This is a genomic window from Verrucomicrobium spinosum DSM 4136 = JCM 18804 (assembly GCF_000172155.1).
Classification (GTDB): domain Bacteria; phylum Verrucomicrobiota; class Verrucomicrobiia; order Verrucomicrobiales; family Verrucomicrobiaceae; genus Verrucomicrobium; species Verrucomicrobium spinosum.
Genome location: NZ_ABIZ01000001.1, coordinates 282790 through 305764 on the forward strand (window position 1 = coordinate 282790; position 22975 = coordinate 305764).

The window sequence follows — 22975 nt, forward strand, 5'->3', positions numbered from 1 at the left end:
GAGGTGTGGTCATGTTGCTTCTCGTCTTCCAACTGGGTCAGCACCGCTTTGCGCTGGATACGCGCCAGGTGGCGGAGGTGCTGCCCCTGGTGCAGCACCGGCCCCTGCCGCAGGCTCCGGCCGGAGTGGCGGGTGTCTTTGCCTACCATGGCCGTCCTGTGCCGCTTATTGATCTGGCAGCCATCGCCCTGGGGGAACCCTCCCAGCAGCGCATGAGCACCCGCATCATCCTGGTGAATTATGAGGATCGAGGGGAGAGCCACCTGCTCGGCCTGCTGGCAGAGAAGACCACCGAGACCCTCCGTCGCACTGAGGCCGACTTTGCCACGACGGGCGTGACGCTCGACTCCGCCCCCTACCTCGGGCCCGTGACGCATGACGCCCGCGGCATGATCCAGCGGGTGGAGGTGTCCGCCCTGCTCTCTGAGGAGGTCCGTACCGTGCTGTTCCGGCAACCGCTTGAAATCCCCTGATGCCCCACAGCCACAATCATATCACGAATCTCCTGAAGGAATCGATCGGCGTGGATGCCGCCACGATGGGGAAGTCTGTCGTGACGAATGCCGTGCGCCAGCGCATGGCCGCCTGTGGGTTGCAGGAAACAGGGGCCTACTGGAACTTGCTGCGCCGTTCGGATGAGGAGCTGGCCCAGCTGGTGGAGCTGGTGGTGGTGCCGGAGACCTGGTTCTTCCGTGATCCGGCGGCCTATGCCGCGCTTGTGCATCATGTACGGCAGGAGTGGGGGCCCGCCCATCCCACCGGGCGGCTGCGTGTGCTCAGTGCCCCATGCTCCACCGGAGAGGAGCCCTACACCATCGCCATGGCACTGCTGGATGCAGGCCTGCCAGCGATGCGGTTTCAGATCGATGCCATCGACATCAGTGAGCGTGCCCTCGCCCGGGCGCGCCGGGCTGTCTATGGCCGCAACGCCTTCCGCGGCAGTGACGTCGGTTTCCGCGAACGGTACTTTCGGGAGGAGCAGGGGCTGCACCGTCTCACGCCGCTGGTGCGGGAATGTGTGGATTTTCGTCAGGCCAACCTGGTGTCCGATGACCCGCTGCCGGGGGCCGGCAGCTATGATGCCATCTTCTGCCGGAACGTGCTCATCTACTTCGATGCGCCGACCCAGGAGCGCGTGATCCGGGCGCTTGACCGGCTGCTCGCACCCGAGGGCCTTCTCTTTGTGGGTCCTGCGGAGACCTTTCTCACCCGCAGTGCCGGTTTCACCTCGGTGGATTTTCCCTCCGCGTTCGCCTGCCGCCGTGCGGCCAGGAAGAGCGGGGTCCAGCTTTCCGGGGCTGCTGCCAGCGTGTCGCCCGCCTTCCGTCCGTTCACGATGCCTCCCCCAGGCCGGGGTGAGCCCCGGAATCCCGTGCCTGCCAGGGCGGCAAAGCCTGCCGCCAGGAAGTTGGCTCCTGCACCCGCTCCCGTCCCGGCTGCCCCTGCGCCGTCAGGGCCGGCCACCGCTCTCGCGGCCATCACCCGGCTGGCGGATGGCGGCCATCTGGCGGAGGCCCTCACCGCATGTGAGGGGCATCTGCGTGATCACGGCCCCTCAGTGGAGGCGTACTACCTGCTGGCGCTCATCCGCGACATGCTAGGCAGCCATGCCGAGGCCGCCAAATGCTACCGCAAAGTGTTGTACCTGGATCCCAACCATTCCGAAGCCCTGCTGCACCTCGCGCTGCTGGCAGAGAACCAGGGCGATCTGGCAGAGGCCCGCCGCCTGCAGCAACGCGCCCGCCGCAGTGAGGAGGTGGCCCGATGACCCGGCCGCCCGCAGATGCGCCCGCACCGCCCCCGGCTGGCGGCGGCACCTCAGGTGCCCAGTTCCTGCTGGATCGTGCCCCGCCGGAGGACTACCTGCGCGAGTGGACGGAGCGGATCGCCAGTGAAAAACGGGCGGCCGATACCGGCACCACCTCCGCATTGATCTTCCGCATCGGCGTGGAGTGGCTGGCCCTGCCCACGCAGATCTTCCAGCAGGTGGCAGACCAGTGCCCGGTGCACAGCCTGCCGCACCGGATGGACGGCATCGTCCGCGGGGTGGTGAACATCCGCGGGGAGCTCCTGGTGTGTGTGTCCCTGGGCTCGGTACTAGGTATTGACAAAGAGCCTGCCACCGTGAGTGAGGGGGGGCGCCGGGTCTATCCCCGGCTCCTGGTGGCCAACCGCGGCGGCAACCGCCTGGCGTTTCCCGTGGATGAGGTGCTGGGGGTGCACCGCTACCATCCCGGCGTCCTGCGCCCCGTGCCGACGACCCTGGCGGAGAGCCGTGTTTCCTATACCCAGGGACTGCTCCCCTGGCGGGACCGCACCGTGGGCTGCCTGGATGACGAGCTGCTCTTCTACACCCTCAACCGGAGCCTTTCATGAGCGCAACAGATGGCGGTGACCTGGGCGACTTCTCCCTGGCGGATCTCTTCCGCATGGAGGTGGAGACGCAGACGGCCGTGATGACGGAGCACCTCCTGGCGCTTGAGCGCGAGCCGGAGGTTGCCCGCCACTATGAGGAGCTCATGCGCAGCGCGCACTCTCTGAAGGGCGCAGCTGGCATTGTGGACAACAAGGCTGCGGCACGCATTGCCCACAGCATGGAGGACTGCTTCGTCGCGGCGCAGCACGGCCACATCACCCTGCCGCAGGAGCGCATTGATCTGCTCCTGGACGGCGTGGACCTGCTCTCCCGCCTGTCAAAGGTGGCGGAGGACGATCTGGAGCGGTGGCTGGTCACCCATCATCGGGAGATTGCGACCTTCTTGGACTCCCTCGCCTCCTCCCTCAAGGTGCCGCCGGGCTCTGCGGACCCTGCGCCGCAAGCCCCGGCAGCCGGTGAAGTTGTTTCATCGCCTCCCGCTGAGCCGGTCGAAATTGCGGACGACCGGAGTGCAGTTCAAGGAAACACCGCCACCGGCGCCGGGCGCGGGGCGGATGCCGCCGTGCGGTCCCTGCGGGTGACGGCGGAGAACCTCAACCGCCTGCTTGCATTCGCCGGGGAATCGGTGGTGGCCTCCCGCTGGGTGAACACGTTCGCGAGCGACCTGCTGCGGATGAAACAGCTGCAGAACACGATCAGCCAGACCGTCGCCAACCTGCGTCAGGCGCTGGCCGGTGCCGGCTTGGATGAGCGCGTGCAGGCCCAGTGCATGGAGCTGCAGCGCCGCACCGGGGACTGCCTGGATCTGCTGACCGGGCAGCTCACGGACCTGGACCTGTTTGACCGCCGCTTCTACAACCTCTCCAAGCGCCTCTACCAGGAGGTGCTGGACTGCCGCATGCGCCCTTTCTCAGATGGTTTGCAGGGTTTCCCCCGGCTGGTGCGGGATGCCGCCCGCTCGCTGGGCAAGGAGGTGCGGCTGGACATCGTGGGCGGCTCCACCCCGGTGGACCGTGAGGTGCTGGAGCGCGTGGAGGCCCCGTTGGGCCATCTGCTGCGCAATGCGGTGGATCACGCCATTGAGTTGCCGGCGGACCGGTTGCAGGCCGGGAAACCCGCCTTGGGTACCATCCGTCTGGAGGCGCGCCACAGCGCCGGCATGCTCATGATTGAGGTCACGGATGACGGTCGCGGCATTGATCTGGAGATGATCCGCTCCGCCGTGGTGCGGAAGAATCTCACCACCGCCGCACTCGCCGCTGAGCTGTCTGCCGCGGAGCTGCTGGAGTTTCTCTTCCTGCCCGGCTTCAGCATGAAGGACACCGTCACCCATCTCTCCGGCCGCGGGGTCGGGCTGGATGTGGTGCAGGCCATGGCCAAGGAGGTGGGCGGGGGAGCCCGGATTTCATCGAACCTCGGCAGCGGCACGCAGTTCCAGCTCCAGCTGCCGCTCACGCTTTCCGTGCTGCGCACGCTGATCGTGGAGGTGGGCGGGGAGACGTATGCCTTCCCGCTGGCCCGCATCGCCGGGGCCTTGAAGGTGCCGCGGGATCAGATCGAGTCGGTGGAGGGGCGGGAGCACTTCCGCTTTGGCGATCAGCAGGTAGGGCTGGTCACAGCGCACCAGGTGCTGGGCGTGCCGGACGCGCCTGCCGCCGAAGCAGAGGTGCCTGTGCTGGTGCTGGGGGACAAGAACAGCCGCTACGGCGTGGTCATTGATCGCTTTCTGAACGAGCGGGAACTCGTGGTGCTGCCGCTGGACCCGCGTCTGGGCAAGATCAAGGACATCAGCGCCGCCGCCCTCATGCCGGACCAGTCGCCCGTGCTCATTGTGGATGTGGATGACATGGTCCGTTCCATAGAGCTTCTCGTCTCCGGCGGGCGGCTCGCTCATGTGTCCCGTGGCGATGCCACGCAGGGCCGGAAGTCCCGCAAGCGGGTGCTCGTGGTGGATGACTCCCTCACCGTGCGGGAGCTGGTGCGCAAGCTCATCAGCAGCAAGGGGTATGTCGTGGAAGTTGCCGTGGACGGCATGGACGGCTGGAACGCTGTACGCACGGGGAACTACGATCTGGTGGTAACAGATGTGGACATGCCCCGCATGGATGGCATTGAACTGGTGAACCTCATCAAGAAAGACACCCGCCTGCACTCCCTGCCTGTCATGATTGTTTCCTATAAAGATCGAGAGGAGGACCGACAGCGCGGCCTGGAGGCCGGGGCGGACTACTACCTCACGAAGGGCAGCTTCCACGATGAGACGCTGCTCCGCGCCCTGCAAGACTTGATCGGGGAGGCCGGCGCGTGAGGATTGCCATCGTCAACGACATGGCCATGGCGGTGGAGGCCGTCTCCCGCGTGCTCACCAAGTCTGGGGAGCACCAGGTGGCATGGATTGCCCGGGATGGAGCGGAGGGCGTGCGCCGCTGTGGGGAGGACCGTCCCGACCTCATCCTCATGGATATCTTCATGCCTGTGATGGATGGCGTGGAAGCCACCCGGCAGATTATGGTGCAGTCGCCATGTCCCATCCTCATCGTCACCGCCAGTGTAGAGAGCCACACGTCCAAGGTGTTCGAGGCGCTCGGGGCCGGGGCCCTGGATGTGGTGACCACCCCGGTGCTCGGGCCGGATGGCCGGGGGGACGGTGGACCTGCCCTGCTGGCGAAGATCGGCGTGCTTAGTCGTCTCATTACCGGTCGTGCTCCCAAGGCCCATGCCGCCCCGCCCCCAGAGACGCCAGCGCTGGCTCTGGCGCAGAACCGGCTGGTGGTCATTGGAGCCTCTGCGGGTGGTCCCGCCGCCCTGGCGGAAGTGCTGGGAAACCTCCCCCAGGACTTTGCCGCCTCCCTCATCATTGTGCAGCATGTGGATGCCCAGTTCTCCGGCCTCATGGCCAAGTGGCTGCATGGGCAGGCCCGCATCCCTGTGCGTCTGGCGGAGGATGGCGACCGCCCGGAGCCCGGCGTGGCCCTCCTGGCAGGCACGAACGATCACCTGGTCTTCGACGGGCCCCGTCTGCTCTGCTACCATTCTGAGCCGCGCAACTGCTCCTACCGCCCCTCCGTGGACGTGTTCTTCGAAAGCGTGGTCCGCCACTGGAAAGGCGAGATCGCGGCCGTCCTGCTCACCGGCATGGGCCGGGACGGGGCCAAGGGGCTGAAAGCCCTGCGGGACCGCGGAGCATTCACCATTGCGCAGGATCAGGCCAGCTGCATTGTCTATGGCATGCCCAAGGCGGCAGTGGCGCTGAATGCCGCGGTGGAGGTTCTCCCTCTGAGCCAGATCGGCCCCCGCCTGACCCGCCATTTCCCGCACGTCAAAACTCCCTCCCCCGCCTGATGAGTACTGAAGCTTCCCCACCAGAGAACTCTGATACGCCCCCCCCCACCGGCACCATCACCGTGCTGTTGGTGGACGACCAGCGCATCATCGGGGAGGTGGTGCGTCGCATGTTTCTGGACCAGCCGGACATTCGCTTCCACTACTGCGCAGATGGCACCCAGGCCGTGGCCCGGGTTCAGGACATTAATCCTGATGTCATTCTCCAGGACCTCGTCCTGCCGGAGATCGATGGCGTCGAACTCGTCCGTCAGTACCGCGCCCAGGAGTGCTCCCGCACCACCCCGGTGATCGTCCTCTCCGCCGCCGAAGACGCAGCCACCCGCACCCGGGCCACCGAAGCCGGGGCCAACGAATTCATGGTCAAGCCTCCGCCCAAGGCCGCTCTCATCGAGCGCATCCGTGCCCTGCTGGGGTCCGCGTGAGGGAGGAAGGTGGTAGTTTCGGGCAGCCGGAATTTATCTGACGAGAAGCCGCGTCTCTTCAGGCGTCATCCGGCCCGTTCGTTGCGGCGAGCTGAAACCATTTCCCTTTGACAAAACAGACAGGTCTGTCTATGATTTTGGCATGTCAGATGCCCGCAACCAGATCCTCAGCACCGCCGCCATGCTGTTTGCGGGTCGCGGGTATGAGCTGGTGGGCATCAATGAGATCATTGAGAAGTCCGGCGTGGCCAAGGCGACGTTCTATGCACACTTCAAGAGCAAGGAGAAGCTGTGTCTGGAGTGGCTGAAGGCTGATGCCGCAGAAACAGCGGCAGCGCACGAGAAGCTCCTGGCGGATCCCCGGCCCCCCGTGGAGAAGGTGGTGAAGAAGTTCGATGGACTGCGCCGGTATGTAAAGAGCTCCGACTTCCGAGGCTGTCCGTTCTCGATCACGGCATCGATGCTGGAAACATCCAGCGAGGTCCGGGAAACCATCCGTCTGCACAAGGCAGGCAACCGGGAGTTCTGGCAGCGCCTGGCGGCGCAGGTCAGAGGCGGCGCTTCGGCAGAATCGCGTCTGCTCGGTGACACGTTGTTTCTGCTCTACAGCGGGGCGGTGATGGAGTCCCAGAATGCCCGCAGCACCTGGCCGGCGGAATCTGCCAGGACGGCTGCGCTGGCCTTGTGCGAAGGGCTTCCGGCATGAGCAAAAAGAGTTTTTTCATTGAACATAAAACAGACAGACCTGTCTGTACGTATTAAGCCCTCAAGATCAATCTCAACTGCGAAAGCACCAAAAGCATGAAAGCCATTGAACTCAGTTCCCAATCCTTTGACCGCACGCTTGCCTCCACCTCCCAGCCGGTGCTGGTGGACTTCCACGCTGAGTGGTGTGGACCTTGCCGCATGATGAGCCCGGTCATCGAGCAGGTGGCGGGTGAACAACAGGGCAGAGCGGTGGTGGCCAAGGTGAATGTGGATGACGCTCCTGACCTGGCACAACGCTACGGCATCAGCAGCATCCCTACGCTGATCGTCTTCAAGGACGCGCAGCCCGTGGCCACGGTCCGCGGCGCGCAGTCCAAGTCGGCGATCGAATCCCTGATCGCCCGCGGTGCCTAAACTACCCATCCCACCGTATCAGTCCCCATGAAAGCACCTGATCTCACGCAAGCCCCGCCGCGCAGCCCGCGAGTTCGCCTGGGTGGATACACCATCCTCCCGCGCATCCTCGACAAAGCCCGTGCGGCGATTGCGGGCACTCTTGGGGAGTACCGCTACGGCAACCCCACGGACTGGCACTTCTACCGCTTCACGGGCATCGATCCCGATGCCCTGCTCGAGAGGGTGAAGGCTGGCGGCGGGGACTGGGCGATCCTCCAATGGGTGCAGGAAACGGCACCCATCAAACGGAGCCCGTTCGAAATCGCCCAGTGGGCGGCCTGGACGGAAACCTTTGCCTACCATGGCGCAGAACGCCGTGACTGGTTCACTGCCGAGATCCGGCGGCTGAATCCGGAGCGGGATGACATTGCCACCGTGTTCGACCGCCTCGATCTAGACGACTATGTGGCCTTCGGCGGCGAGGCCTGATCTGAAACTCTCACCTGTATCCCTGCCATGGCTGAACGATATCGTGAAATGGTCAGCACTCCCGCCGTGCTGGAGGCGCAGCAGCATTACTTTGGCAAGGCCCGGGTGCCTGCCCCTGCCGGCCAGGATGATCGCCTGACCCGTGAGGAGGCGGTGTTCATTACCACCCGGGACAGCTTCTACATGGCCAGTGTGACTGAGACTGGCTGGCCGTACCTGCAACATCGCGGGGGTCCTCCAGGATTTCTGAAGGTTCTGTCTCCCTCAGAGCTGGCCTTTGCGGACTTCCGCGGAAACCGGCAGATGCTCAGCACCGGCAATGTCTCGGTGAACGACCGGGTGAGCCTGTTCCTGATGGACTACCCCAACAAAGAGCGTCTCAAGATCATGGGCCACGCCCGGGTGCTGGACGCCCGCGAGCATCCGGATCTGGTGGAAAAGGTGGCCCCACCCGGCACGGCCGCCATCACGGAGCGCGTGTTCGTCATTCAGGTTGTTTCCTTTGACTGGAACTGTCCGCAGTACATCACCCCGCGCTATACGGCTGAGGAGGTGGAGGCGGCAGTTGCGCCGATGAGAGCCCGCCTCGCTGAACTTGAAGCCCAGCTCGCAAGTCAACCAAAAGTAAAATCATGAATCCAAGACCTCCCCTCCCTCCCTTCACCGAAGAGTCTGCCCGGGCCAAAGTCCAGGCCGCCGAAGACGCCTGGAACAGTCGTGACCCGGAGCGAGTCTCCCTGGCCTACACGGAGGACACCGAGTGGCGCAACCGTGCCGAGTTTGTCAACGGCCGGGCGGCGGTGGTGGAGTTCCTCCGCCGCAAATGGGCCCGGGAGCTGGACTACCGGCTGAAGAAGACCCTCTGGGCCTTCACCGGGAACCGCATCGCCGTGCGCTTTGAGTATGAGTGGCACGACGACAGTGGCCAGTGGTACCGCAGCCACGGCAACGAGAACTGGGAGTTTGATGAACTGGGGTATATGAAATATCGATACGCGAGCATCAATGACCAGCCCATTGCGGAGGCGGAGCGGAGGCTTTGAGGTCGGCGCGTCGGTCGGGGGTGGACGGCTGCTGTGCATCCGGAAGAACTGCCTTTCAGACGCGAACACTGCACTCTCTCATCCAAAAGGAGGAGGCGCTTCCCATCCGTCTGGCGGGCAGTAAATCCCCCCGCCCGGGCGATAGCGGACGAGGCAGTCGTGGAGCAAACTAGACGCGGTAAACTGAGGTCCCACCTCCCCGGGAAGGGAATGACAAAATGACTGTGAGCACCACCGACAAAAGCCTGCTGACTGCGGACAACTGCACGGTGAATTTTATCACCTTGGCGGGAGGGCGTGATGCCGCATCCTGGCTGTCGAGGGCGTTTCCTGAAACTCCGGTGATCTCGCGTGCCCGCACCCATCCCCGGGACTGTCCCAGGTTTCAAACGGCGCTCCCGTTTGTGCTGGAGCGGCAACGTGACTGTTGCAACGATCCCCACGGCGATGCGGTGAGGTCTCTCTTGGCCAATCAGGAGAGGCGGCTGCCTGTCCCCCGTATCTGATTTCTGACTCCATTTCCAGAACACTCCTTCAATCGAGCGAACAAAACCATCAACGATCAATCCATCCATCCACCATGAGCAAGTTCATCACCAAAGACGGCACGGAAATCTACTACAAGGACTGGGGCAAAGGGCCGGTCATCACCTTCAGTCACGGCTGGCCGCTCAGTTCTGACGCGTGGGAGGCGCAGATGTTTTTCCTCGCATCCCATGGATTTCGCTGTATCGCGCACGACCGCCGCGGGCATGGACGTTCCAGCCAGCCTTGGGATGGCAATCACATGGACCAGTATGCTGACGATGTGGCGGAGCTGTTTGAGCTGCTGGACCTGAGAGACGTGGTGATGATCGGTCACTCTACAGGCGGCGGGGAAGTGGCCCGCTACATCGGCCGCCATGGCACGGCACGGGTTTCCAAGGCTGTGCTCATGGGAGCGGTGCCACCGATCATGCTCAAGACAGAGGCCAGTCCCGGCGGTCTGCCCATGGAGGTGTTTGACGGCTTCCGCCAAGCCTATCTGGCTGACCGGGCGCAGTTCTTCCTGGACGTGGCCAGCGGTCCCTTCTTCGGCTTCAACCGTCCGGGGGCCAAGGTTTCGCAGGGCCTGATCCAGTCCTGGTGGGCGCAGGGGATGATGTCCGGGCACAAGAACGCGTATGACTGCATCAAGGCTTTCTCCGAGACGGATTTCACAGAAGATCTGAAGCGGTTCGATGTGCCTACTCTCATCGTCCACGGGGATGACGACCAGATTGTCCCCATCGGTGCCTCCGCTCATGAGGCGGTGAAACTCATCCCAAACGCCGAACTCAAGATCTATCCCGGCGGCACCCACAGCCTGGGAGACACCAGCAAGGATCGGCTCAACGCCGACCTGCTCGCCTTTGCGCAGAGCTGAGATCGCTCTCCGCCCGGAACTTTCTTTCATCCGATTACCATCTCATGCCCACTTCATCCAAGCTGTCTGGCAGGACTGCCATCGTCACCGGAGCCTCCAAAGGCATCGGTGCCTCCATAGCCAGGCACCTCGCCGCAGAAGGCGCGTCCGTCATCGTCAACTACTCGTCCAGCAAGGAGGCTGCGGATCAGGTGGTGGCAGAGATCATCGCCGAAGGCGGCAAAGCCGCAGCCGTGCACGCCAACATGTCCAAGCAAGCTGACATCGAGCGGCTCTTTGCCGAGACCAAGGAGCTCTACGGCCAGCTCGACATCCTGGTGAACAACGCTGGGGTGTACGACTTTGCGCCGCTTGAGCAGATCACTGAGGAGCACTTCCACAAGATGTTTAACCTCAACGTGCTCGGGCTCATCCTCGCCATGCAGGAGTCGCTCAAGTACTTTGGCGGGGATGGAGGCACCATCGTGAATGTGAGCTCGGTGGTGGCGACCTATTCCCCGCCCAACTCCGGCGTGTACAACGCCACGAAGTCTGCTGTGGATGGCCTGACTCGCACGTTCTCCAAGGAGCTGGCTCCCAAAAAGATCCGGGTGAACTCGATCAATCCGGGGCCCATTGAAACGGAAGGCGTGCATGCCCAGGGGCTGACTGACAAGTTCCGGGAAATGGGGGCGGCGCTGCCCTTGGGGCGTGTGGGCCAGCCTGCGGACATCGCCACCGGCGTGGTGTTCCTCGCTTCCGACGACTCGTCCTGGATGACGGGAGAGACTCTCTACATCACGGGCGGTCTGCGGTGAGTTCAGGAGTCAACGCAATCTCTTTCAACATCAAGCAGAAAGGGCAATGACATGGGACTTACCACATTGGGAATCATTCACACCGCCATCAGTCTGGTGGCGGTCTTTGCCGGGATCTTCGCCTTCATCAGGGACCGGCAGATCATCACCGGCAATACGGTGGGCCAGATTTACCTCTGGTGTACCGTTCTCACCTGCCTCACAGGATTTGGCATCTTCCAACATGGCGGCTTTGGGGCTCCTCATGCACTCGGCATCATCACCCTGGTGGTGCTGCTGATTGCCTGGGGCGCTGGCACCCGCGGCTGGTTTGGCAAGTCCGGCAAGCTGGTGGAAGTGGTGAGCTACTCCGTCACCTTTTTTTTCCACATGATCCCGGCCATTACAGAGACCACGACGCGTCTGCCTGCGGGCAATCCGCTGGTAAAGGATCGTGAGGGGCCGGAGCTGCAAGCCGCGGCAGGCGTGTGCCTGGTGCTGCTCTTGATCGGTGTCGTTTTACAGGTCCGGCGTTTGCGACGCAGGACCCTCCCTGGCGTGCGCTGACCTTTCTCGGGCAGGCTCAGGCCTGCCCGCTTCGCATTGGGGTGGTGACAGCGCTCTTGGCGGGATTCAATACTGCGGGGTGGGAGTGACTCAGCGAGGCTGCATACCCCGAGGGGGACAGTTTGGCTGTCAGTCCTGCCACCACGGCGATGCAACCCAGATGCACCAGCCAGCCTGCGGTGAAGCCGTCTGTAGAGTCGTGCAGCACGGCAGCCAGCCATGGAGCAATGGCGGCGAGAAAAAACCCGCCTCCTTGCATGACGGCACTGAGGGCAGCGGCGTGTGCGGGACGGTGGTCATGGTCCAGAGCCACCACCATAAAGAGGGCGAAGAATCCGCCCAATCCTGCGCCGCCGACTGCGGCCCAGAGCTTGGGGGAGAGGTCAGGCCATGCTGCCAGGCCGGTGAAAGCAACAGCCTGCAAGGCCAGTGAAAGCCAAAGCCAGGTGCGGCGGTCGAGGTTGCGACGCGCAAGAGTGGGTAGCAACAGGGCGGCCGCTGCTTGGGAAAGGGTCATCACGGCCACCAGACTGCCGCTGCCCGTCGCACTCCAGCCATGGGTCTGGTAGAACGGGGCGAGCCAGGCCACCAGGGACGAGTAGCCGCCGTTCACCAGACCAAAGCAAAGCATGAGCAGCCAGGCGCGCGGACAACGCAGGAGAGGCGCAAGAGGAACCAAGCGGGTCCTTGCGCAGATATCAGAAGCCGGCAGGGCAATCCATGCCAGCCCCAAGGCCAGCAAACAGGGCAGTCCCAAGACGGCGAGGGCGAGGCGCCAGTCTCCCAGAGCGTGTGCCAGCAAAGGCGAAAGCTGTGCACCCAAGGCACCGCCACCCATCATGGCAGCAGAGTAGAGGCCCATCACCGGGGCCAGCCAGAGGGGCATTTGCGACTTGATCACAGCGGGGAAAACCGCCTGCACCACGGCCACACCCAGCCCGCACAGGGCGGCGGTGCCAATGAGGGTGAGCCCACTGTGAGCCTCAAAGCGCAAAAGAGAACCCAGCCCAAGCATGGCGAGAGCGATCAGGATGGCGCGCCGCGAGCCAAGCTTGCGGGCCACCCAGGGTGAGGCAAAAGCGCCGGCCCCCATGAGGGCCACTGGCAGAAAGGTGAGCCAGGCCATGCCCTGTTGGGAAAGGCCTGTGCTGCGCTGGATGTCCGCGGCCAGCGGGCCGGCGGCGGTGAGGAAGGAGCGCAGATTTACACCCGTCAACACCACCGTGGCCAGCAGCAGAAACGTGCGGGCCGGGCGGGTGGTCAAAGTTGTTTCCGCGTGAGGGCGCATCACGGGGAGGTGGTGATCTGGATGCCCCGGGCAGTGGCCCATGCCTCGTAGGGATGGTGCCCCGTCAATTCTGTAGGGAAGTGCACCAGGCGGAGATGGCGCAGGCTGGTCGGCAGGCCCAGCTCCTCATAGAGGCAGGTGGTGGAGAGTCCATAGGGCTCCGCCTCCGGGTTGGTGAAGGCGTAGAACACATCCGTGACACCTGCCATCCGCATGGCGGCCAGGCACATGGGGCAGGGGTGACCGCTGGCATAGAGGGTGCAGCTCTCCAGCAGCGGAGACTGTAGCACCTGGCTGGCGGCGCGCACCGCCAGCATTTCTGCATGCGCGGTCGGGTCGTTGGAGAGGTGTGTTTCATTGACCCCCCGGGAGATGACCCGCCCGTACTTCACCACCACGGCACCAAACGGCCGGCCACCCTCAGAGATGTTGGCCACAGCCAGATCAATCGCTTCCTGGAGAAAGGCGGCCGGTGCGACAGAGGTGGGGGTGACAAAAGTCGTCGTCATGATTTTGAGCAAGGCGCAGCGATGACCTCAGCGACCACCGGCGGCCAGCAGCAGTCTGGCCATTTTCGTCTGCCCACGCTGGGTCGCGTGTTTCAAAGCCGTGACCCCCTCGCCGTCAGGAAGGTTCACATCGGCCCCTGCATCCAGCAGGAGGCGGGCGATTTCTACATAAGCTGCGCTACCATCGCCAAAGATCACTGCCAGGAGCAGGGCGGTCCAGTCGAGCCAGTTGATGTGATTCACCGCGACCCCGCTCTTGAGCAGCAGCCCGACCGTTTCCACGTCCCCTCGTTCCGTGGCGGCCATGAGGGCGGTGCTTTCAAAGCGGTCGGTGCTGTGGACATTGGCTCCATGTTGGAGCGTCAGCGCCAGGAGATCCGGCCGACCTTGGGAGGCGGCCGTCATGAAGGGACTGGAAAGCACCGCGTCCCGGGCGTTCACGTCCGCTCCGGCTTCCATCAGCAGGCGGGCTGTTTCCACATGATTGCCCTGCACGGCTGCGAGGAGGGCGGTGCGACGTCGATGGTCACGTGCCTCCAGCGGCACTCCTTCATGGAGGGCTGCCAAAACCGCCTTGCTGTCGCCCCGGTCAGCTGCCGCGACGAGTCGCACCGCCGATGAAGAATCGGTGGTGGCCGAGGCATGAGCGGAAAAAGGGTCCGAGATCATAGCACAGAGCGGGAAGCAATGGTGACCAGGACGGCAGAGGAATAGGGGTTTGGGAGTTCCCGTACCGTTTCGGACACTACTCAAACGGCTTAGTATTTGGAAATTAAATCATGACATGCTATCTATTGCATTTGTGAATGTCTCCCTGCTCGACCCGGAGCTGCTCCGCACGTTTGTGTCGGTGGTTGACTGCGGCAGCTTCACGGTCGCGGCGGGGCGCCTGAGTTCCACCCAGTCCACCGTGAGCCAGAAGATCGCCCGGCTGGAGGAGCAGGTCGGCCATGCGGTGTTGGACCGGAGCCGTCGCGATGTGCGTCTGACAGCGGCCGGCGAGAGGTTGATTGGTTACTCACGCCGCCTGCTGGCGCTGAACGAGGAGGCGGTGGAGGCCCTCTCCCGCGGGGTGGTGGAGACCACCATCCGCCTGGGAGTACCGGAGGACTTCGCCGCCGGGCGGCTCACCGGTATGCTGGTGGAATTCACCGGCAGGCACCCCAACTTGAAGCTGGAGATCACCAGCGGTCTGAGCCGGGACCTGCGACGGCTGTTTGAGCGAGGTGAACTGGATTTGGGCCTCATCAAGCAGCGCAAAGGGACTGAGGAAGGCGTCCAGCGGTGGCGGGAACCGCTCTGCTGGGTGGACAGCCGGGCGAACCCAGCTTTTGACCGGGATCCGGTGCCCTTGGTGGCGTTCCCTCCCCACGGACTCTACCGGGATGACATGATCCACACGTTTGAGACTCTGGGGCGAAGCTGGCGAATTGTCTATTCCAGCTCAAGTCTGGCGGGCATTCAGGCGGCCGTGGCAGATGGGCTGGGCATCAGCCTGTTACCAGTACGCACCGTGCTGCCCGCGCATCAAGTCTTGGGAGAGGAGCATGGGTTGCCATTGATCGACAACATGGAGATTGCCACCTACCACCGGACGGATGCCGGGGAGTTGATCACTGAACTGGCGCATCAGCTCTCACTGCTGATCTAGGCCTGGTAAAAAGAACGCCCCGCCGGGGTGCGAATCCAGCGGGGCGCTGCGCCTGTCAGAGTGAGGAAGCTGGGCGGACGGTCCTGTGGGGCCGGCCACCCATTCTGGCGGACGAATTGTTGTCAGCGACTAGGCCTTGAGCCAGCCGTCGCGATAGGAAGCGCGCTTGATGAACTTGTTGGCCGCGTCGTCGTTGGTCACCTTCATGGCGTCCTTGTCCCACTGCACGGTCTTGCCGGAGCGGATGGCGAGGTTGCCAAGGAGAACAAACTCCGTGAGCGGGCAGGAGTAGTCGAAGTTGGAGCTGGGGGTGCCGCCATTGACGATGCAATGAGCCCACTCGCCCTGCGGATTGTTCGGCTTCGGACTGCGGGCCTCAGTCTTCTTGATGGTGCCGGCGGCCATGGCTTTCTTGGTGTCCATGAACTTGGCGCTTGGGTAGATGGAGGGGCTGGCGCAGTAGGCGTCGCCTTCGTACACCACGGCTTCCGTGCCCTGGAAGATCATGCCGCTGCTGGCCTTCTTCCAGCCGTCTTCACTAAGGTCGGCCATCATTTCTGGTTTGGCAGGCTTGTTGGCCTGGCCGTCCTTGACGCCATCCTGCCAGCTCACCACGAGCGGCTCGGGGTTGTTCTTGCCGGGAGCGAAGTGGTACTTCAGGCTGCTCCAGGTCGGGGCGCAATGTTCGCTGACCTCACCGCTCTCCACCTCGATCTTCACCGGGATGGCCTGGCCGAGGATGCTGAAGGTGGCGTCCATGATGTGGCAGCCCATGTCGCCCAGGGCACCGGAGCCAAACTGCCACCAACCGCGCCAGTTGAAGGGATGCACGCTCTTGCCGCGCTTGTTGGGCTGGCCGGTCGGGATGTCGAATTCAAAGTAAGGCTCGCTGGCCTCGCTGGAGAGCCAGAGGTCCCAGTCGAGCTCTGCCGGAGCCGTGGCGGCGACTTTCTTGAGGGGGCCTTGGGGCCAGATGGGGCGGTTCGTCCAGAGGTTGATGCCCTTGAGGGTGCCGATCGCGCCCTGTTCGATCCATTCCTTGGCGAGGCGCTGGCCTTCCATGGTGCGGCCCTGGTTGCCCATTTGGGTCACCACGCCAGCAGCCTTGGCAGCCTTGTGCAGTTCACGCACTTCCCAGATCGTGTTGCAAAGGGGCTTCTGCACGCATACGTGCTTCTTGTAGCCGAGGGCCCACATGGCGGCCACGAAGTGGGTGTGGTCCGGGGTGCTGATGACGACGCCGTCGATGTCTTTGTGGTTCTCGTCCAGCATCTTGCGGAAGTCTTGGTAGAGCTTCGGCGCGGTGGAGGGAGCCGTCTGGCCAGCGTCGGTGAAGTACTTGGCGTGTTTGGCGGCAGCTTCTTCCACGCGCTTCTTGTCCACGTCCACGAGGGCTACGATGTTGTGGTCCAGAGCGATGGCCTGGGTGTCAGACTGGCCTTTGCCAAGCGCACCGATCACCGCGATGTTGAGCTTCTTGCTCGCGGTGTTTTGACCGTGGAGGAGCAGGTTCGGGAAGGTGAAGGCGCCCCCGGCCAATCCGGCGGTCGTCGTGAGGAAGCGGCGACGATTCAGTGCTTTGCTTGACATGTGTGTGGTTTGGTTTGGTTTGACGGTGAAAAAGTGTGCAAAAACGGTCAGAAAAAGATCAAAAGCCTAGGCGAAACAAACGGGGCTGACCAGAGGTTATTGCGCGCCAGACCGTGAAAAATTGAGGATTATCGGGGCATCTTTGTCTGGGGATGCCGTCATTTGCCCAAGATTTTGCATGGTAAAAATTCGCCAGGTGCCGGACAGAGTATCGTGCCACCCTGCCGCTTTGGTTGGCGGGAAATTCAATCCGTCCCAGCCTGATCAGCGCACCTTCATCTGGAATGTTCCCCCCATTTGTGGGTCGCTCCGCGAGAACGTGGATTTGCAGGTGAGAGATGTGGGAGAGTATGGTAATTTCAAGAAACAATGAAGCATCAAGTTCTTTTGGCTGAGGGAGTTACAGAACGCTGCCGGGTGACTGGTGAATGAACATGAGCGGGCTGTCCTATCTCTCCGTCTTGATCCTCCTCCTGACGGCCATCTTGGTCGGATTGGCGGTGTGGGGTGTCCGCATCTGGCGCAAGCGTCAGGAGGACGCTGTTGGCCGTCGGCGTGAGCAGTTCTCAGATGCGTGGCTCCAGGAGTTGCTCCCGGTGCTGGAGGGGCAGAGCCAGATCGCCGTCCTGCCTCTTCCCGGGACGGCGGAGGAGATGCGCGAGGCCCTGCATTTGATCCTCGAACTCCTGGAGCGCGTGCGTGGCCAGTATCGCGACCGGCTTCGACTGGTATTGGACCATCTCGGAGCGGAGGCCACCGCCTTGCGCGATCTGGTGTCGGGCCCGTCGGAAGCCAAAATTTCCTCATGCCGTCTGCTGGCGCTGACCCAGGCGGATTCCAATGTGGATCTCCAGCTCTCCCGGGCATTGTACGATGCTGATTGGAAGGTGCGGCTGGAGGCTGCTTACGCGCTTTCCGTCCGCCAGCCGCTGGGGCTTGCTTTGGAGTCCCTGCTGTCTCCCTTGCGGGCGACACCTGCCTTTGACACGGAACTGGCGCAAAAGGTAGTCAAGCAGTTCGCTCCGCTACCCGGCCGTGGAGATGAACTGGCGCGGGCTCTCATGGGTTCAAGGAATCCGCAAGAACGAGTGGTCCTGCTCGCGGGAATTGCGGATGCCGATGATCTGATGCTGGGGGATGTGGTGGCCTGGCAGCTCTCAGACTATTCTTCAGCTGTACGACTGGAGGCCATCCGGACCCTGGAGCGCATGGCAGATCCCGTGCAGATCATGAAGGTGACGTCTCTGACGGCAGATCCTGAACCGGCGGTGCGGCAGGCAGTCGCGGCCTATGCCGGCTCCATGGGCGGTGGGGCAGATGCACAACTTGCTCTCCAAGCCCTGGCAAACGACTCCTCCCCAGAGGTCAGGCGGGTCGCAGAGGCTGGACTCAGGCGTTGGCAGTCGGGAGGGCGTGTGACCGGGGCGACCGACGTCCATACATGAAATTCGGTGGCAGCCCCCTCCTCGTTTGAGGGGTGGCGGTCTCGGATTCGAGGATGTAACATACCTGGTTTGATGACAACTTCTACTTCGATGACACATACAGTGCTTCTGGCCGATGACGATCCGCTGCTCCATCGTGTGGTGGGCTTCAAGGTGGCCCAGCAGCAGTGGCAGCTGATATCTGCCTACAATGGCGCAGAGGTGATCGAGCAGGCGCGGCTCATGCGACCGTCTGTGATCATTCTGGACGGCATGATGCCGGTCATGGATGGCTTTGAGGCACTGCAGGAATTGCGTCGTGACCCCATCACCGCGTCGATCCCGGTGCTCATGCTTTCCGCCCGCAACCGGGACGCCGATGTGGTGGGAGCCCTGGATCAGGGCGCGAATGATTACCTGACGAAGCCGTTCAGTCCGGCGGAACTGGTGGCCCGGGTGAGCAGACTCATTCCGGGAGGTGCTGTTGCATGAGGGGGGCTGCGCCCCCGCACCGGTGAATAAGTTGTTTCCTTGAGTCCGCGCCTCATGAGGCCTGGGCCGCAGAGGGGTAGCCGAGTTCGTGCAACCGGTTTTCGAGCCGGGCGACGGCTTCGTGGAGCTCCGCAAGAATATCAGCCCGGTCGGCTTTCTGAATGGTATCGAACTCCGCACGCTGAAAGAGGGCGGACAATTCGGTGAATCCCATGGTAGCTCCGGAGCCCCGGCCCAGGTGGGCAGCCTGCTGCCAGGAAGTATTGGCATCCTCACGGAGGGCAGCATCCAGCTGGTCAAGCACCTCCGTCATCTGCTCTGCGGCCATGCGCACAAGCTCGCGGTCAAGACTGCGGTCCCCCGTCAGGCAGTGCTTGAGCTGGGTCTCATCCACCACCGGAGGCTGGGAGTGGGGGAGGGTGTTGTTTCCTGCGCCAGCTTCCGGTGCAGCGGTCGTCGGCGTGCCCGGGGCGAGCCAGGCCAACAGGGCCTGCTGCAAGCGGTCCACCTCCACCGGCTTGGGCAGGTAGCCGTCCATGCCTGCCTCAAGACAGAGTTCTGCATCCCCCGCCATGACGTGGGCCGTGACGGCGATGATGGGCACGCGTTTCGCTCCTGTGAGGCTCTCCCACTCGCGGATCTTTCGGGTGGCCTCGAACCCGTCCATGACCGGCATCTGGCAGTCCAGCAGGATCACTTCGTGGCCCCCTTCCCTGGCAAGCTTCAGGGCCTCAGCACCGTCGGAACATGGGGTGACTTGCATCCCCAGGTATTCGAGCTGATTTTTCAGCACACGCTGGTTCACCGGGTTGTCATCCGCCACCAGGATCCGGGCAGAAGAGAGCTCCAGGCGATCTGCCAGCTTTGCGGCGGGGGGCACAGGAGTGCCGGAAAGGAAACCGTAGAGTTCTGAAGGACGGAAGGGGTACGTCAACAACCCGGCAACGCCGATCTTCTCCACGAATTCATCATCTAGGCCCTCACCATCCGACATGAGGTAAACGGGGCACCGGGTCCACCCTGATTTCTGCCGGAGTACTCGCACCGTCTCCTGCCAGCTCTCCCCCTGGGGACTGCCCACTACTACTGCACATAGTGGAAGCGGCTGGCCGTCTGAATCGACCCCAAAGGAATCCGGGAGGTCTTTGGTGCTGGTGGCGATGACGGGATGCAAGCCCCAACTGCTCGCATGGGTGCGGACGGACTCTGCCGTCAGCGCCCTGTTTTCCACTATCAGTAGGGCCCCTGGCACCAGTTTCTGTGCGGCGGCTGGTTCAGCCACTGCTTCGAACACCACAGTGAACCAGAACTTGGCCCCTTGCCCGGGAGTGCTCTCCACATTCAGGGTGCCGTTCATTCGTTGCACGAGCTCTTGGGAAACGGCCAGCCCCAGGCCGGTGCCGCCCTGACGCCAGCCCCCTTTGCTACTGGCCTGGGCGAACGGCACAAAGAGACGTTGTTGGGCTTCGGGCGTGATGCCGGGTCCGGTGTCGCGTACATCGATGCGGAGGCAGATGCGGTTCTCTGACTCCATCTGACGCCGGCGCATCACGTGAATTGAGACACTGCCGGCATTCGTGAACTTTACAGCGTTAGAGACAAGGTTTTGCAGCACCTGCCGGAAGTGTTGCCGGTCTCCCATGACCTGCGCAGGCAGATCGGGCTCCAGATGGGAGGTCAGCTCCAGGCCTTTCTTTGTCGCACGATCTGCATAGTGCGTGAGCACATCCTCCACGATCGCTGAGGGCGAGAAACTCTCGGTGACGAAGCTCATCTCTCCCGCCTGGAGTTTGGAGAGGTCCAGGATGTCATTGATGATCGCCAGCAGCGTCTTTCCAGAAGTGCGGATGGTTTCCACGCCATCTCGTTGTCTGGCGGAGAGAGACGTGTCTCGAAGCAGCAGATCGGCTGCTCCCAGCACCCCGTTCATCGGAGTGCGGATCTCGTGACCCACAGAGGCCAGAAAGACTGAAGTGGTCTTCACGGAATCGAGCGCCGCATCACGGGCTTCCGCCAGCCTCGCCTCGTATCGCATGCGGTTGCGACACTCCCGGAACACGATGCCAGCCCCGGCCACCACCGCAAGGAGTCCTACCACGCAGGAGATGCCAGCTATGCGCTGGAACTGGCGACGCTCATCCAGAAACCGGTCCCGACGGGTATCCAGGAGCTGGAGCTCTGCTGTCTTGACCCCGGAGATCTGGTGGTCAAGTTCAAGGGACTTTCCCGCGCTCTTCTCCAATTGGACGGCCAGCGTGGTGCTGCCGATGGTGTCTGCATTGTTGACGTTCTCATCCAGAAGATTGAGGTGCTCTGCGAGCACTTGGCGGAGGGGTTCCATCTTCAAGGACTGGAGCGGATTGTCCTTCACCAGGCGGGCCAGTGTTTCCAGCGCCCGGGGGGCGTCATGGCGGTGCAAATGGTAGTCACTGAAGCAAGCTTCGCTCTTGGTCAGCATGAAGGCGCGTTGCGTGCTCTCAGCTTCACGTGCCAGGTAACGTACTGCATCCACCTGGCTGAGCACTTCGTGGGTGTGCTCCACCAGCCTGTAGCTGGCCATCTCTTGTCTGGCTTGGTGCAAAAGTACCCCACCGAGCAGGAGAGGCACGGACACAACGATCAAAATGCCTGTCGCCAAGACAAGCCATATCCAGGCGCTGACGCGATAACTCACCGGGCGAATCTACCCGGATGCCCTTTCCAGTCAATTTCCCGAGGGACCAGTGAGATACGCAGGAAATCCATCCCGGGTGTTAGGAAGGAATGACCTTCTATTGCCTGGCATAAATATTTTGGATTGTAAAACCACCAAACTTTTTGCGTTATTGAATCAATGAAAACCACCCTTCCCCTGAGTCGCCTGTCTTTCGTTGGACTGGCTGTGATGATGATGGCCGCGCTTGCCGGCTCGTGCCTCGCCCAGCAGCCGGACCGTAAACTGGATCTCTTGAAGAACGGCTCGTTTGAAAAGGGTCTGGAGGGATGGCAAACCACCAGCCACCGCAAGAACAGCAAGATTGAAATCGACAAGGTGGAGCTCTACAAAGGGCAGCCGACGCTCAAGATCGATAACTTGGGAGCGGATGATTCCCTGGTGATGCAGAAGGTGACCGTGAAACCTGTGACCCGCTACCGCCTCACGGGTTTTGTGAAGACCAAGGACATCAAGCCTGGCGAGAAAGAGGCCACGGTCGGGGCCAATGTGTGCCTGCGAGGTGGGTTCGAGCGCTCAGAGAACGTCATGAAGACGCGGACCTGGGGGCGGTTGACGCTTGAGTTTGAAACGGGGCCAAAGACCGAGGTGGAAGTCGGGCCGCGGTTGGGCTTCTTCTCCTCTGTCGTGACCGGTACCGCATGGTTTGCCGATTTGTCGCTGGTGGAGTTGGGGCCGGCGCGGCGGTGAGGGGCAATGGATTTAGGTGAGAGTCTGGGAATGGGTGTCCGCGATGCCCGGTTCCATGCCTGAATGCCCGGAGTGTGACATGCCCAAGGTGGACTCGATCAAGGTGGACTCGATCAAGGTGCTCGTCGACCCTTTGGATGTGTTGCAAGTTCTGCGAGTAAGGCCCCTCCACGGATTGTCCTCGAACCGGAGGGTTCACCATGAATAGCCATAGGTGAAACGAGCGTAGCGAGTGCAACCCATGGATGGTTTGCGCAGCTTCTACCGCGCAGCGGTAGGCCCATTGCAACCACCGCGATCCCCGACGCCCTTTGCGCAACAATTGTGGTTGAACAATCGAACGTGATTGGCCTACCGCTCCGCGGTAGAAGCTTCTGGTCGGGCATCCATGGGCAGACCTCGCTACACTCGGCCGGCCCATGGCTACTCATGGTGAACCCTTCGGGTTCGAGGAATCCCGTCTGCGCCACAGTAGGTAGGCAATCATGATGAGACTCGTGTGCTGACGGGGACAACCATGAATGAGTTGGGTGTAGCGAGGATCGGCAACGGCGCGTCAGCGTCTTGGAGTACGGTGGCTCGACACCGTTTTCTGGCCGCGATGCGATGTGGTCACGATGTGACAGCGAAGCGAAGCGGGTTCTCCCGTTCGCTTGCAAGGCGTCAATCCAACCCTAGATCTCTCACGAAGTCGGCCTCTGGAGTGAACACGTCCGGGGAGACGCCGATTTGCCCGAAGACGATGGCTCTTAGCTTCTGCATCACCTCCCCCTCGTTTGGATTCAGGCCCATCCCTCGCAACGCCCGGACAATGAGATCGCGGAAACTGCCGACGGTAGTGATCTTCGACGCATCCTCATCGGAGATGACGATGTCGAACTCCTTTTCCACCGCCATGACAAGCTCAACGGAATCCAGGCCCATGTGGCATGGAATGCGGCGGTCCTGGTGGCCGTCAAGCAAACGTTTGGCAACAGATTCCCTTTTCGTGTTGAGGGTTGGAGGCGATGAGTCAATCCACCCCTGAAGCGGCCAGTCACGATTCAGTGGACTTTCTCTATGGGCGTGCAAATTTGAGGAATGAAGCAGA

24 protein-coding genes are annotated in these 22975 nt (G+C 62.5%); 18 read left to right on the top strand and 6 right to left on the bottom strand.

Annotated features, from left to right (window positions below; genetic code table 11):
• Positions 1 to 11: 11 nt before the first annotated feature.
• From VSP_RS01000 to VSP_RS01070, 14 genes are all read left to right on the top strand, one after another.
• Complete coding sequence (locus VSP_RS01000) at positions 12 to 473, top strand: chemotaxis protein CheW (RefSeq protein WP_009958127.1); 462 nt, start codon at positions 12 to 14, stop codon at positions 471 to 473.
• Complete coding sequence (locus VSP_RS43565) at positions 473 to 1768, top strand: CheR family methyltransferase (RefSeq protein ID WP_009958128.1); 1296 nt, start codon at positions 473 to 475, stop codon at positions 1766 to 1768. Before VSP_RS01000 ends, VSP_RS43565 begins: the two co-directional genes overlap by 1 nt.
• Positions 1765 to 2376 (top strand): chemotaxis protein CheW, encoded by a 612-nt coding sequence (locus tag VSP_RS33280; protein ID WP_009958129.1) that lies wholly within the window; start codon positions 1765 to 1767, stop codon positions 2374 to 2376. Before VSP_RS43565 ends, VSP_RS33280 begins: the two co-directional genes overlap by 4 nt.
• The gene (locus tag VSP_RS01015) at positions 2373 to 4685 is read left to right on the top strand and encodes a hybrid sensor histidine kinase/response regulator (RefSeq protein ID WP_009958130.1); all 2313 of its coding nucleotides are present in this window, start codon (positions 2373 to 2375) and stop codon (positions 4683 to 4685) included. The genes VSP_RS33280 and VSP_RS01015 overlap by 4 nt, the downstream gene beginning before the upstream one ends.
• Positions 4682 to 5719: a chemotaxis response regulator protein-glutamate methylesterase gene (gene cheB, locus VSP_RS01020; protein WP_009958131.1), complete on the top strand. Its 1038-nt coding sequence runs from the start codon at positions 4682 to 4684 to the stop codon at positions 5717 to 5719. The genes VSP_RS01015 and cheB overlap by 4 nt, the downstream gene beginning before the upstream one ends.
• Positions 5719 to 6144, top strand: coding sequence for a response regulator (locus VSP_RS01025; RefSeq protein WP_009958132.1), 426 nt, complete (start codon positions 5719 to 5721; stop codon positions 6142 to 6144). Before cheB ends, VSP_RS01025 begins: the two co-directional genes overlap by 1 nt.
• Before the next feature lie 142 nt (positions 6145 to 6286).
• Positions 6287 to 6850, top strand: coding sequence for a TetR/AcrR family transcriptional regulator (locus VSP_RS01030; protein WP_009958133.1), 564 nt, complete (start codon positions 6287 to 6289; stop codon positions 6848 to 6850).
• A 95-nt stretch (positions 6851 to 6945) separates the two neighbouring features.
• Positions 6946 to 7266, top strand: coding sequence for a thioredoxin (gene trxA, locus VSP_RS01035; RefSeq protein ID WP_009958134.1), 321 nt, complete (start codon positions 6946 to 6948; stop codon positions 7264 to 7266).
• A gap of 27 nt (positions 7267 to 7293) precedes the next feature.
• Positions 7294 to 7737, top strand: coding sequence for a DUF5069 domain-containing protein (locus tag VSP_RS01040; protein WP_009958136.1), 444 nt, complete (start codon positions 7294 to 7296; stop codon positions 7735 to 7737).
• A 27-nt stretch (positions 7738 to 7764) separates the two neighbouring features.
• Complete coding sequence (locus tag VSP_RS01045; RefSeq protein ID WP_009958138.1) at positions 7765 to 8373, top strand: pyridoxamine 5'-phosphate oxidase family protein; 609 nt, start codon at positions 7765 to 7767, stop codon at positions 8371 to 8373.
• Positions 8370 to 8780 (top strand): nuclear transport factor 2 family protein, encoded by a 411-nt coding sequence (locus VSP_RS01050; RefSeq protein ID WP_009958140.1) that lies wholly within the window; start codon positions 8370 to 8372, stop codon positions 8778 to 8780. Before VSP_RS01045 ends, VSP_RS01050 begins: the two co-directional genes overlap by 4 nt.
• A gap of 580 nt (positions 8781 to 9360) precedes the next feature.
• Positions 9361 to 10185 carry an alpha/beta fold hydrolase gene (locus VSP_RS01060; RefSeq protein ID WP_009958142.1) on the top strand — a complete coding sequence of 275 codons (825 nt, stop codon included), beginning with the start codon at positions 9361 to 9363 and terminating at the stop codon, positions 10183 to 10185.
• A 44-nt stretch (positions 10186 to 10229) separates the two neighbouring features.
• Entirely contained in the window at positions 10230 to 10982 is a 753-nt protein-coding gene (locus tag VSP_RS01065) for an SDR family NAD(P)-dependent oxidoreductase (protein ID WP_009958143.1), read from the top strand.
• A 51-nt stretch (positions 10983 to 11033) separates the two neighbouring features.
• Positions 11034 to 11528, top strand: coding sequence for a DUF2306 domain-containing protein (locus VSP_RS01070; RefSeq protein ID WP_009958144.1), 495 nt, complete (start codon positions 11034 to 11036; stop codon positions 11526 to 11528).
• 16 nt (positions 11529 to 11544) lie between these two features.
• On the opposite strand, the gene VSP_RS01075 is transcribed toward VSP_RS01070, so the two are convergent.
• Genes VSP_RS01075 through VSP_RS33285 form a run of 3 tightly spaced genes read right to left on the bottom strand, consistent with a single transcriptional unit; the run spans position 11545 to position 13994 of the window.
• Entirely contained in the window at positions 11545 to 12816 is a 1272-nt protein-coding gene (locus tag VSP_RS01075; RefSeq protein WP_009958146.1) for a cyanate transporter, read from the bottom strand.
• Positions 12816 to 13325, bottom strand: a complete 510-nt coding sequence (locus VSP_RS01080; RefSeq protein ID WP_009958147.1) for a nucleoside deaminase — start codon at positions 13323 to 13325, stop codon at positions 12816 to 12818. Before VSP_RS01080 ends, VSP_RS01075 begins: the two co-directional genes overlap by 1 nt.
• Before the next feature lie 27 nt (positions 13326 to 13352).
• Positions 13353 to 13994, bottom strand: a complete 642-nt coding sequence (locus VSP_RS33285; RefSeq protein ID WP_009958148.1) for an ankyrin repeat domain-containing protein — start codon at positions 13992 to 13994, stop codon at positions 13353 to 13355.
• A gap of 115 nt (positions 13995 to 14109) precedes the next feature.
• On the opposite strand from VSP_RS33285, the gene VSP_RS01090 reads away from it, so the two are divergent.
• Positions 14110 to 14976, top strand: a complete 867-nt coding sequence (locus tag VSP_RS01090; RefSeq protein ID WP_009958149.1) for a LysR substrate-binding domain-containing protein — start codon at positions 14110 to 14112, stop codon at positions 14974 to 14976.
• Positions 14977 to 15105: 129 nt separating this feature from the next.
• Here the strand turns inward: VSP_RS01090 and VSP_RS01095 are convergent, their stop codons facing one another.
• A complete protein-coding gene (locus tag VSP_RS01095) occupies positions 15106 to 16566 on the bottom strand; it encodes a Gfo/Idh/MocA family protein (protein ID WP_009958150.1) in 1461 nt (486 codons plus the stop codon).
• Positions 16567 to 17000: 434 nt separating this feature from the next.
• Here VSP_RS01095 and VSP_RS38735 point away from each other — a divergent pair, with 434 nt between their 5' ends.
• Both VSP_RS38735 and VSP_RS01105 read left to right on the top strand, forming a co-directional pair.
• Positions 17001 to 18011, top strand: coding sequence for a HEAT repeat domain-containing protein (locus VSP_RS38735; protein ID WP_157210669.1), 1011 nt, complete (start codon positions 17001 to 17003; stop codon positions 18009 to 18011).
• Between the two features lie 90 nt (positions 18012 to 18101).
• Positions 18102 to 18482, top strand: a complete 381-nt coding sequence (locus VSP_RS01105; RefSeq protein ID WP_009958152.1) for a response regulator transcription factor — start codon at positions 18102 to 18104, stop codon at positions 18480 to 18482.
• A 52-nt stretch (positions 18483 to 18534) separates the two neighbouring features.
• On the opposite strand, the gene VSP_RS01110 is transcribed toward VSP_RS01105, so the two are convergent.
• Positions 18535 to 21042, bottom strand: coding sequence for an ATP-binding protein (locus VSP_RS01110; protein ID WP_009958153.1), 2508 nt, complete (start codon positions 21040 to 21042; stop codon positions 18535 to 18537).
• A 273-nt stretch (positions 21043 to 21315) separates the two neighbouring features.
• Here VSP_RS01110 and VSP_RS01115 point away from each other — a divergent pair, with 273 nt between their 5' ends.
• Positions 21316 to 21885 (top strand): carbohydrate binding domain-containing protein, encoded by a 570-nt coding sequence (locus VSP_RS01115; RefSeq protein ID WP_009958155.1) that lies wholly within the window; start codon positions 21316 to 21318, stop codon positions 21883 to 21885.
• Positions 21886 to 22548: 663 nt separating this feature from the next.
• Here the strand turns inward: VSP_RS01115 and VSP_RS43765 are convergent.
• Positions 22549 to 22809, bottom strand: coding sequence for an acyl carrier protein (locus VSP_RS43765; protein ID WP_009958156.1), 261 nt, complete (start codon positions 22807 to 22809; stop codon positions 22549 to 22551).
• Positions 22810 to 22975: the final 166 nt, after the last annotated feature.

What these genes read in the sequence shown, in the direction of transcription:
- VSP_RS01090 (WP_009958149.1), top strand. Translation starts at nt 14,110, where the DNA reads ATGCTATCTATTGCATTTGTGAATGTCTCCCTGCTCGACCCGGAGCTG.
- VSP_RS01040 (WP_009958136.1), top strand. Translation starts at nt 7,294, where the DNA reads ATGAAAGCACCTGATCTCACGCAAGCCCCGCCGCGCAGCCCGCGAGTT.
- trxA (WP_009958134.1), top strand. Translation starts at nt 6,946, where the DNA reads ATGAAAGCCATTGAACTCAGTTCCCAATCCTTTGACCGCACGCTTGCC.
- VSP_RS01065 (WP_009958143.1), top strand. Translation starts at nt 10,230, where the DNA reads ATGCCCACTTCATCCAAGCTGTCTGGCAGGACTGCCATCGTCACCGGA.
- VSP_RS01000 (WP_009958127.1), top strand. Translation starts at nt 12, where the DNA reads ATGTTGCTTCTCGTCTTCCAACTGGGTCAGCACCGCTTTGCGCTGGAT.
- VSP_RS01080 (WP_009958147.1), bottom strand. Translation starts at nt 13,325, where the DNA reads ATGACGACGACTTTTGTCACCCCCACCTCTGTCGCACCGGCCGCCTTT.
- VSP_RS33280 (WP_009958129.1), top strand. Translation starts at nt 1,765, where the DNA reads ATGACCCGGCCGCCCGCAGATGCGCCCGCACCGCCCCCGGCTGGCGGC.
- VSP_RS01075 (WP_009958146.1), bottom strand. Translation starts at nt 12,816, where the DNA reads ATGCGCCCTCACGCGGAAACAACTTTGACCACCCGCCCGGCCCGCACG.
- VSP_RS01095 (WP_009958150.1), bottom strand. Translation starts at nt 16,566, where the DNA reads ATGTCAAGCAAAGCACTGAATCGTCGCCGCTTCCTCACGACGACCGCC.
- VSP_RS01060 (WP_009958142.1), top strand. Translation starts at nt 9,361, where the DNA reads ATGAGCAAGTTCATCACCAAAGACGGCACGGAAATCTACTACAAGGAC.
- VSP_RS01105 (WP_009958152.1), top strand. Translation starts at nt 18,102, where the DNA reads ATGACACATACAGTGCTTCTGGCCGATGACGATCCGCTGCTCCATCGT.
- VSP_RS38735 (WP_157210669.1), top strand. Translation starts at nt 17,001, where the DNA reads ATGAGCGGGCTGTCCTATCTCTCCGTCTTGATCCTCCTCCTGACGGCC.
- VSP_RS43565 (WP_009958128.1), top strand. Translation starts at nt 473, where the DNA reads ATGCCCCACAGCCACAATCATATCACGAATCTCCTGAAGGAATCGATC.
- VSP_RS01050 (WP_009958140.1), top strand. Translation starts at nt 8,370, where the DNA reads ATGAATCCAAGACCTCCCCTCCCTCCCTTCACCGAAGAGTCTGCCCGG.
- VSP_RS01115 (WP_009958155.1), top strand. Translation starts at nt 21,316, where the DNA reads ATGAAAACCACCCTTCCCCTGAGTCGCCTGTCTTTCGTTGGACTGGCT.
- VSP_RS01030 (WP_009958133.1), top strand. Translation starts at nt 6,287, where the DNA reads ATGTCAGATGCCCGCAACCAGATCCTCAGCACCGCCGCCATGCTGTTT.
- VSP_RS43765 (WP_009958156.1), bottom strand. Translation starts at nt 22,809, where the DNA reads ATGGGCCTGGATTCCGTTGAGCTTGTCATGGCGGTGGAAAAGGAGTTC.
- VSP_RS01025 (WP_009958132.1), top strand. Translation starts at nt 5,719, where the DNA reads ATGAGTACTGAAGCTTCCCCACCAGAGAACTCTGATACGCCCCCCCCC.
- VSP_RS01015 (WP_009958130.1), top strand. Translation starts at nt 2,373, where the DNA reads ATGAGCGCAACAGATGGCGGTGACCTGGGCGACTTCTCCCTGGCGGAT.
- VSP_RS33285 (WP_009958148.1), bottom strand. Translation starts at nt 13,994, where the DNA reads ATGATCTCGGACCCTTTTTCCGCTCATGCCTCGGCCACCACCGATTCT.
- VSP_RS01110 (WP_009958153.1), bottom strand. Translation starts at nt 21,042, where the DNA reads ATGGCCAGCTACAGGCTGGTGGAGCACACCCACGAAGTGCTCAGCCAG.
- VSP_RS01070 (WP_009958144.1), top strand. Translation starts at nt 11,034, where the DNA reads ATGGGACTTACCACATTGGGAATCATTCACACCGCCATCAGTCTGGTG.
- VSP_RS01045 (WP_009958138.1), top strand. Translation starts at nt 7,765, where the DNA reads ATGGCTGAACGATATCGTGAAATGGTCAGCACTCCCGCCGTGCTGGAG.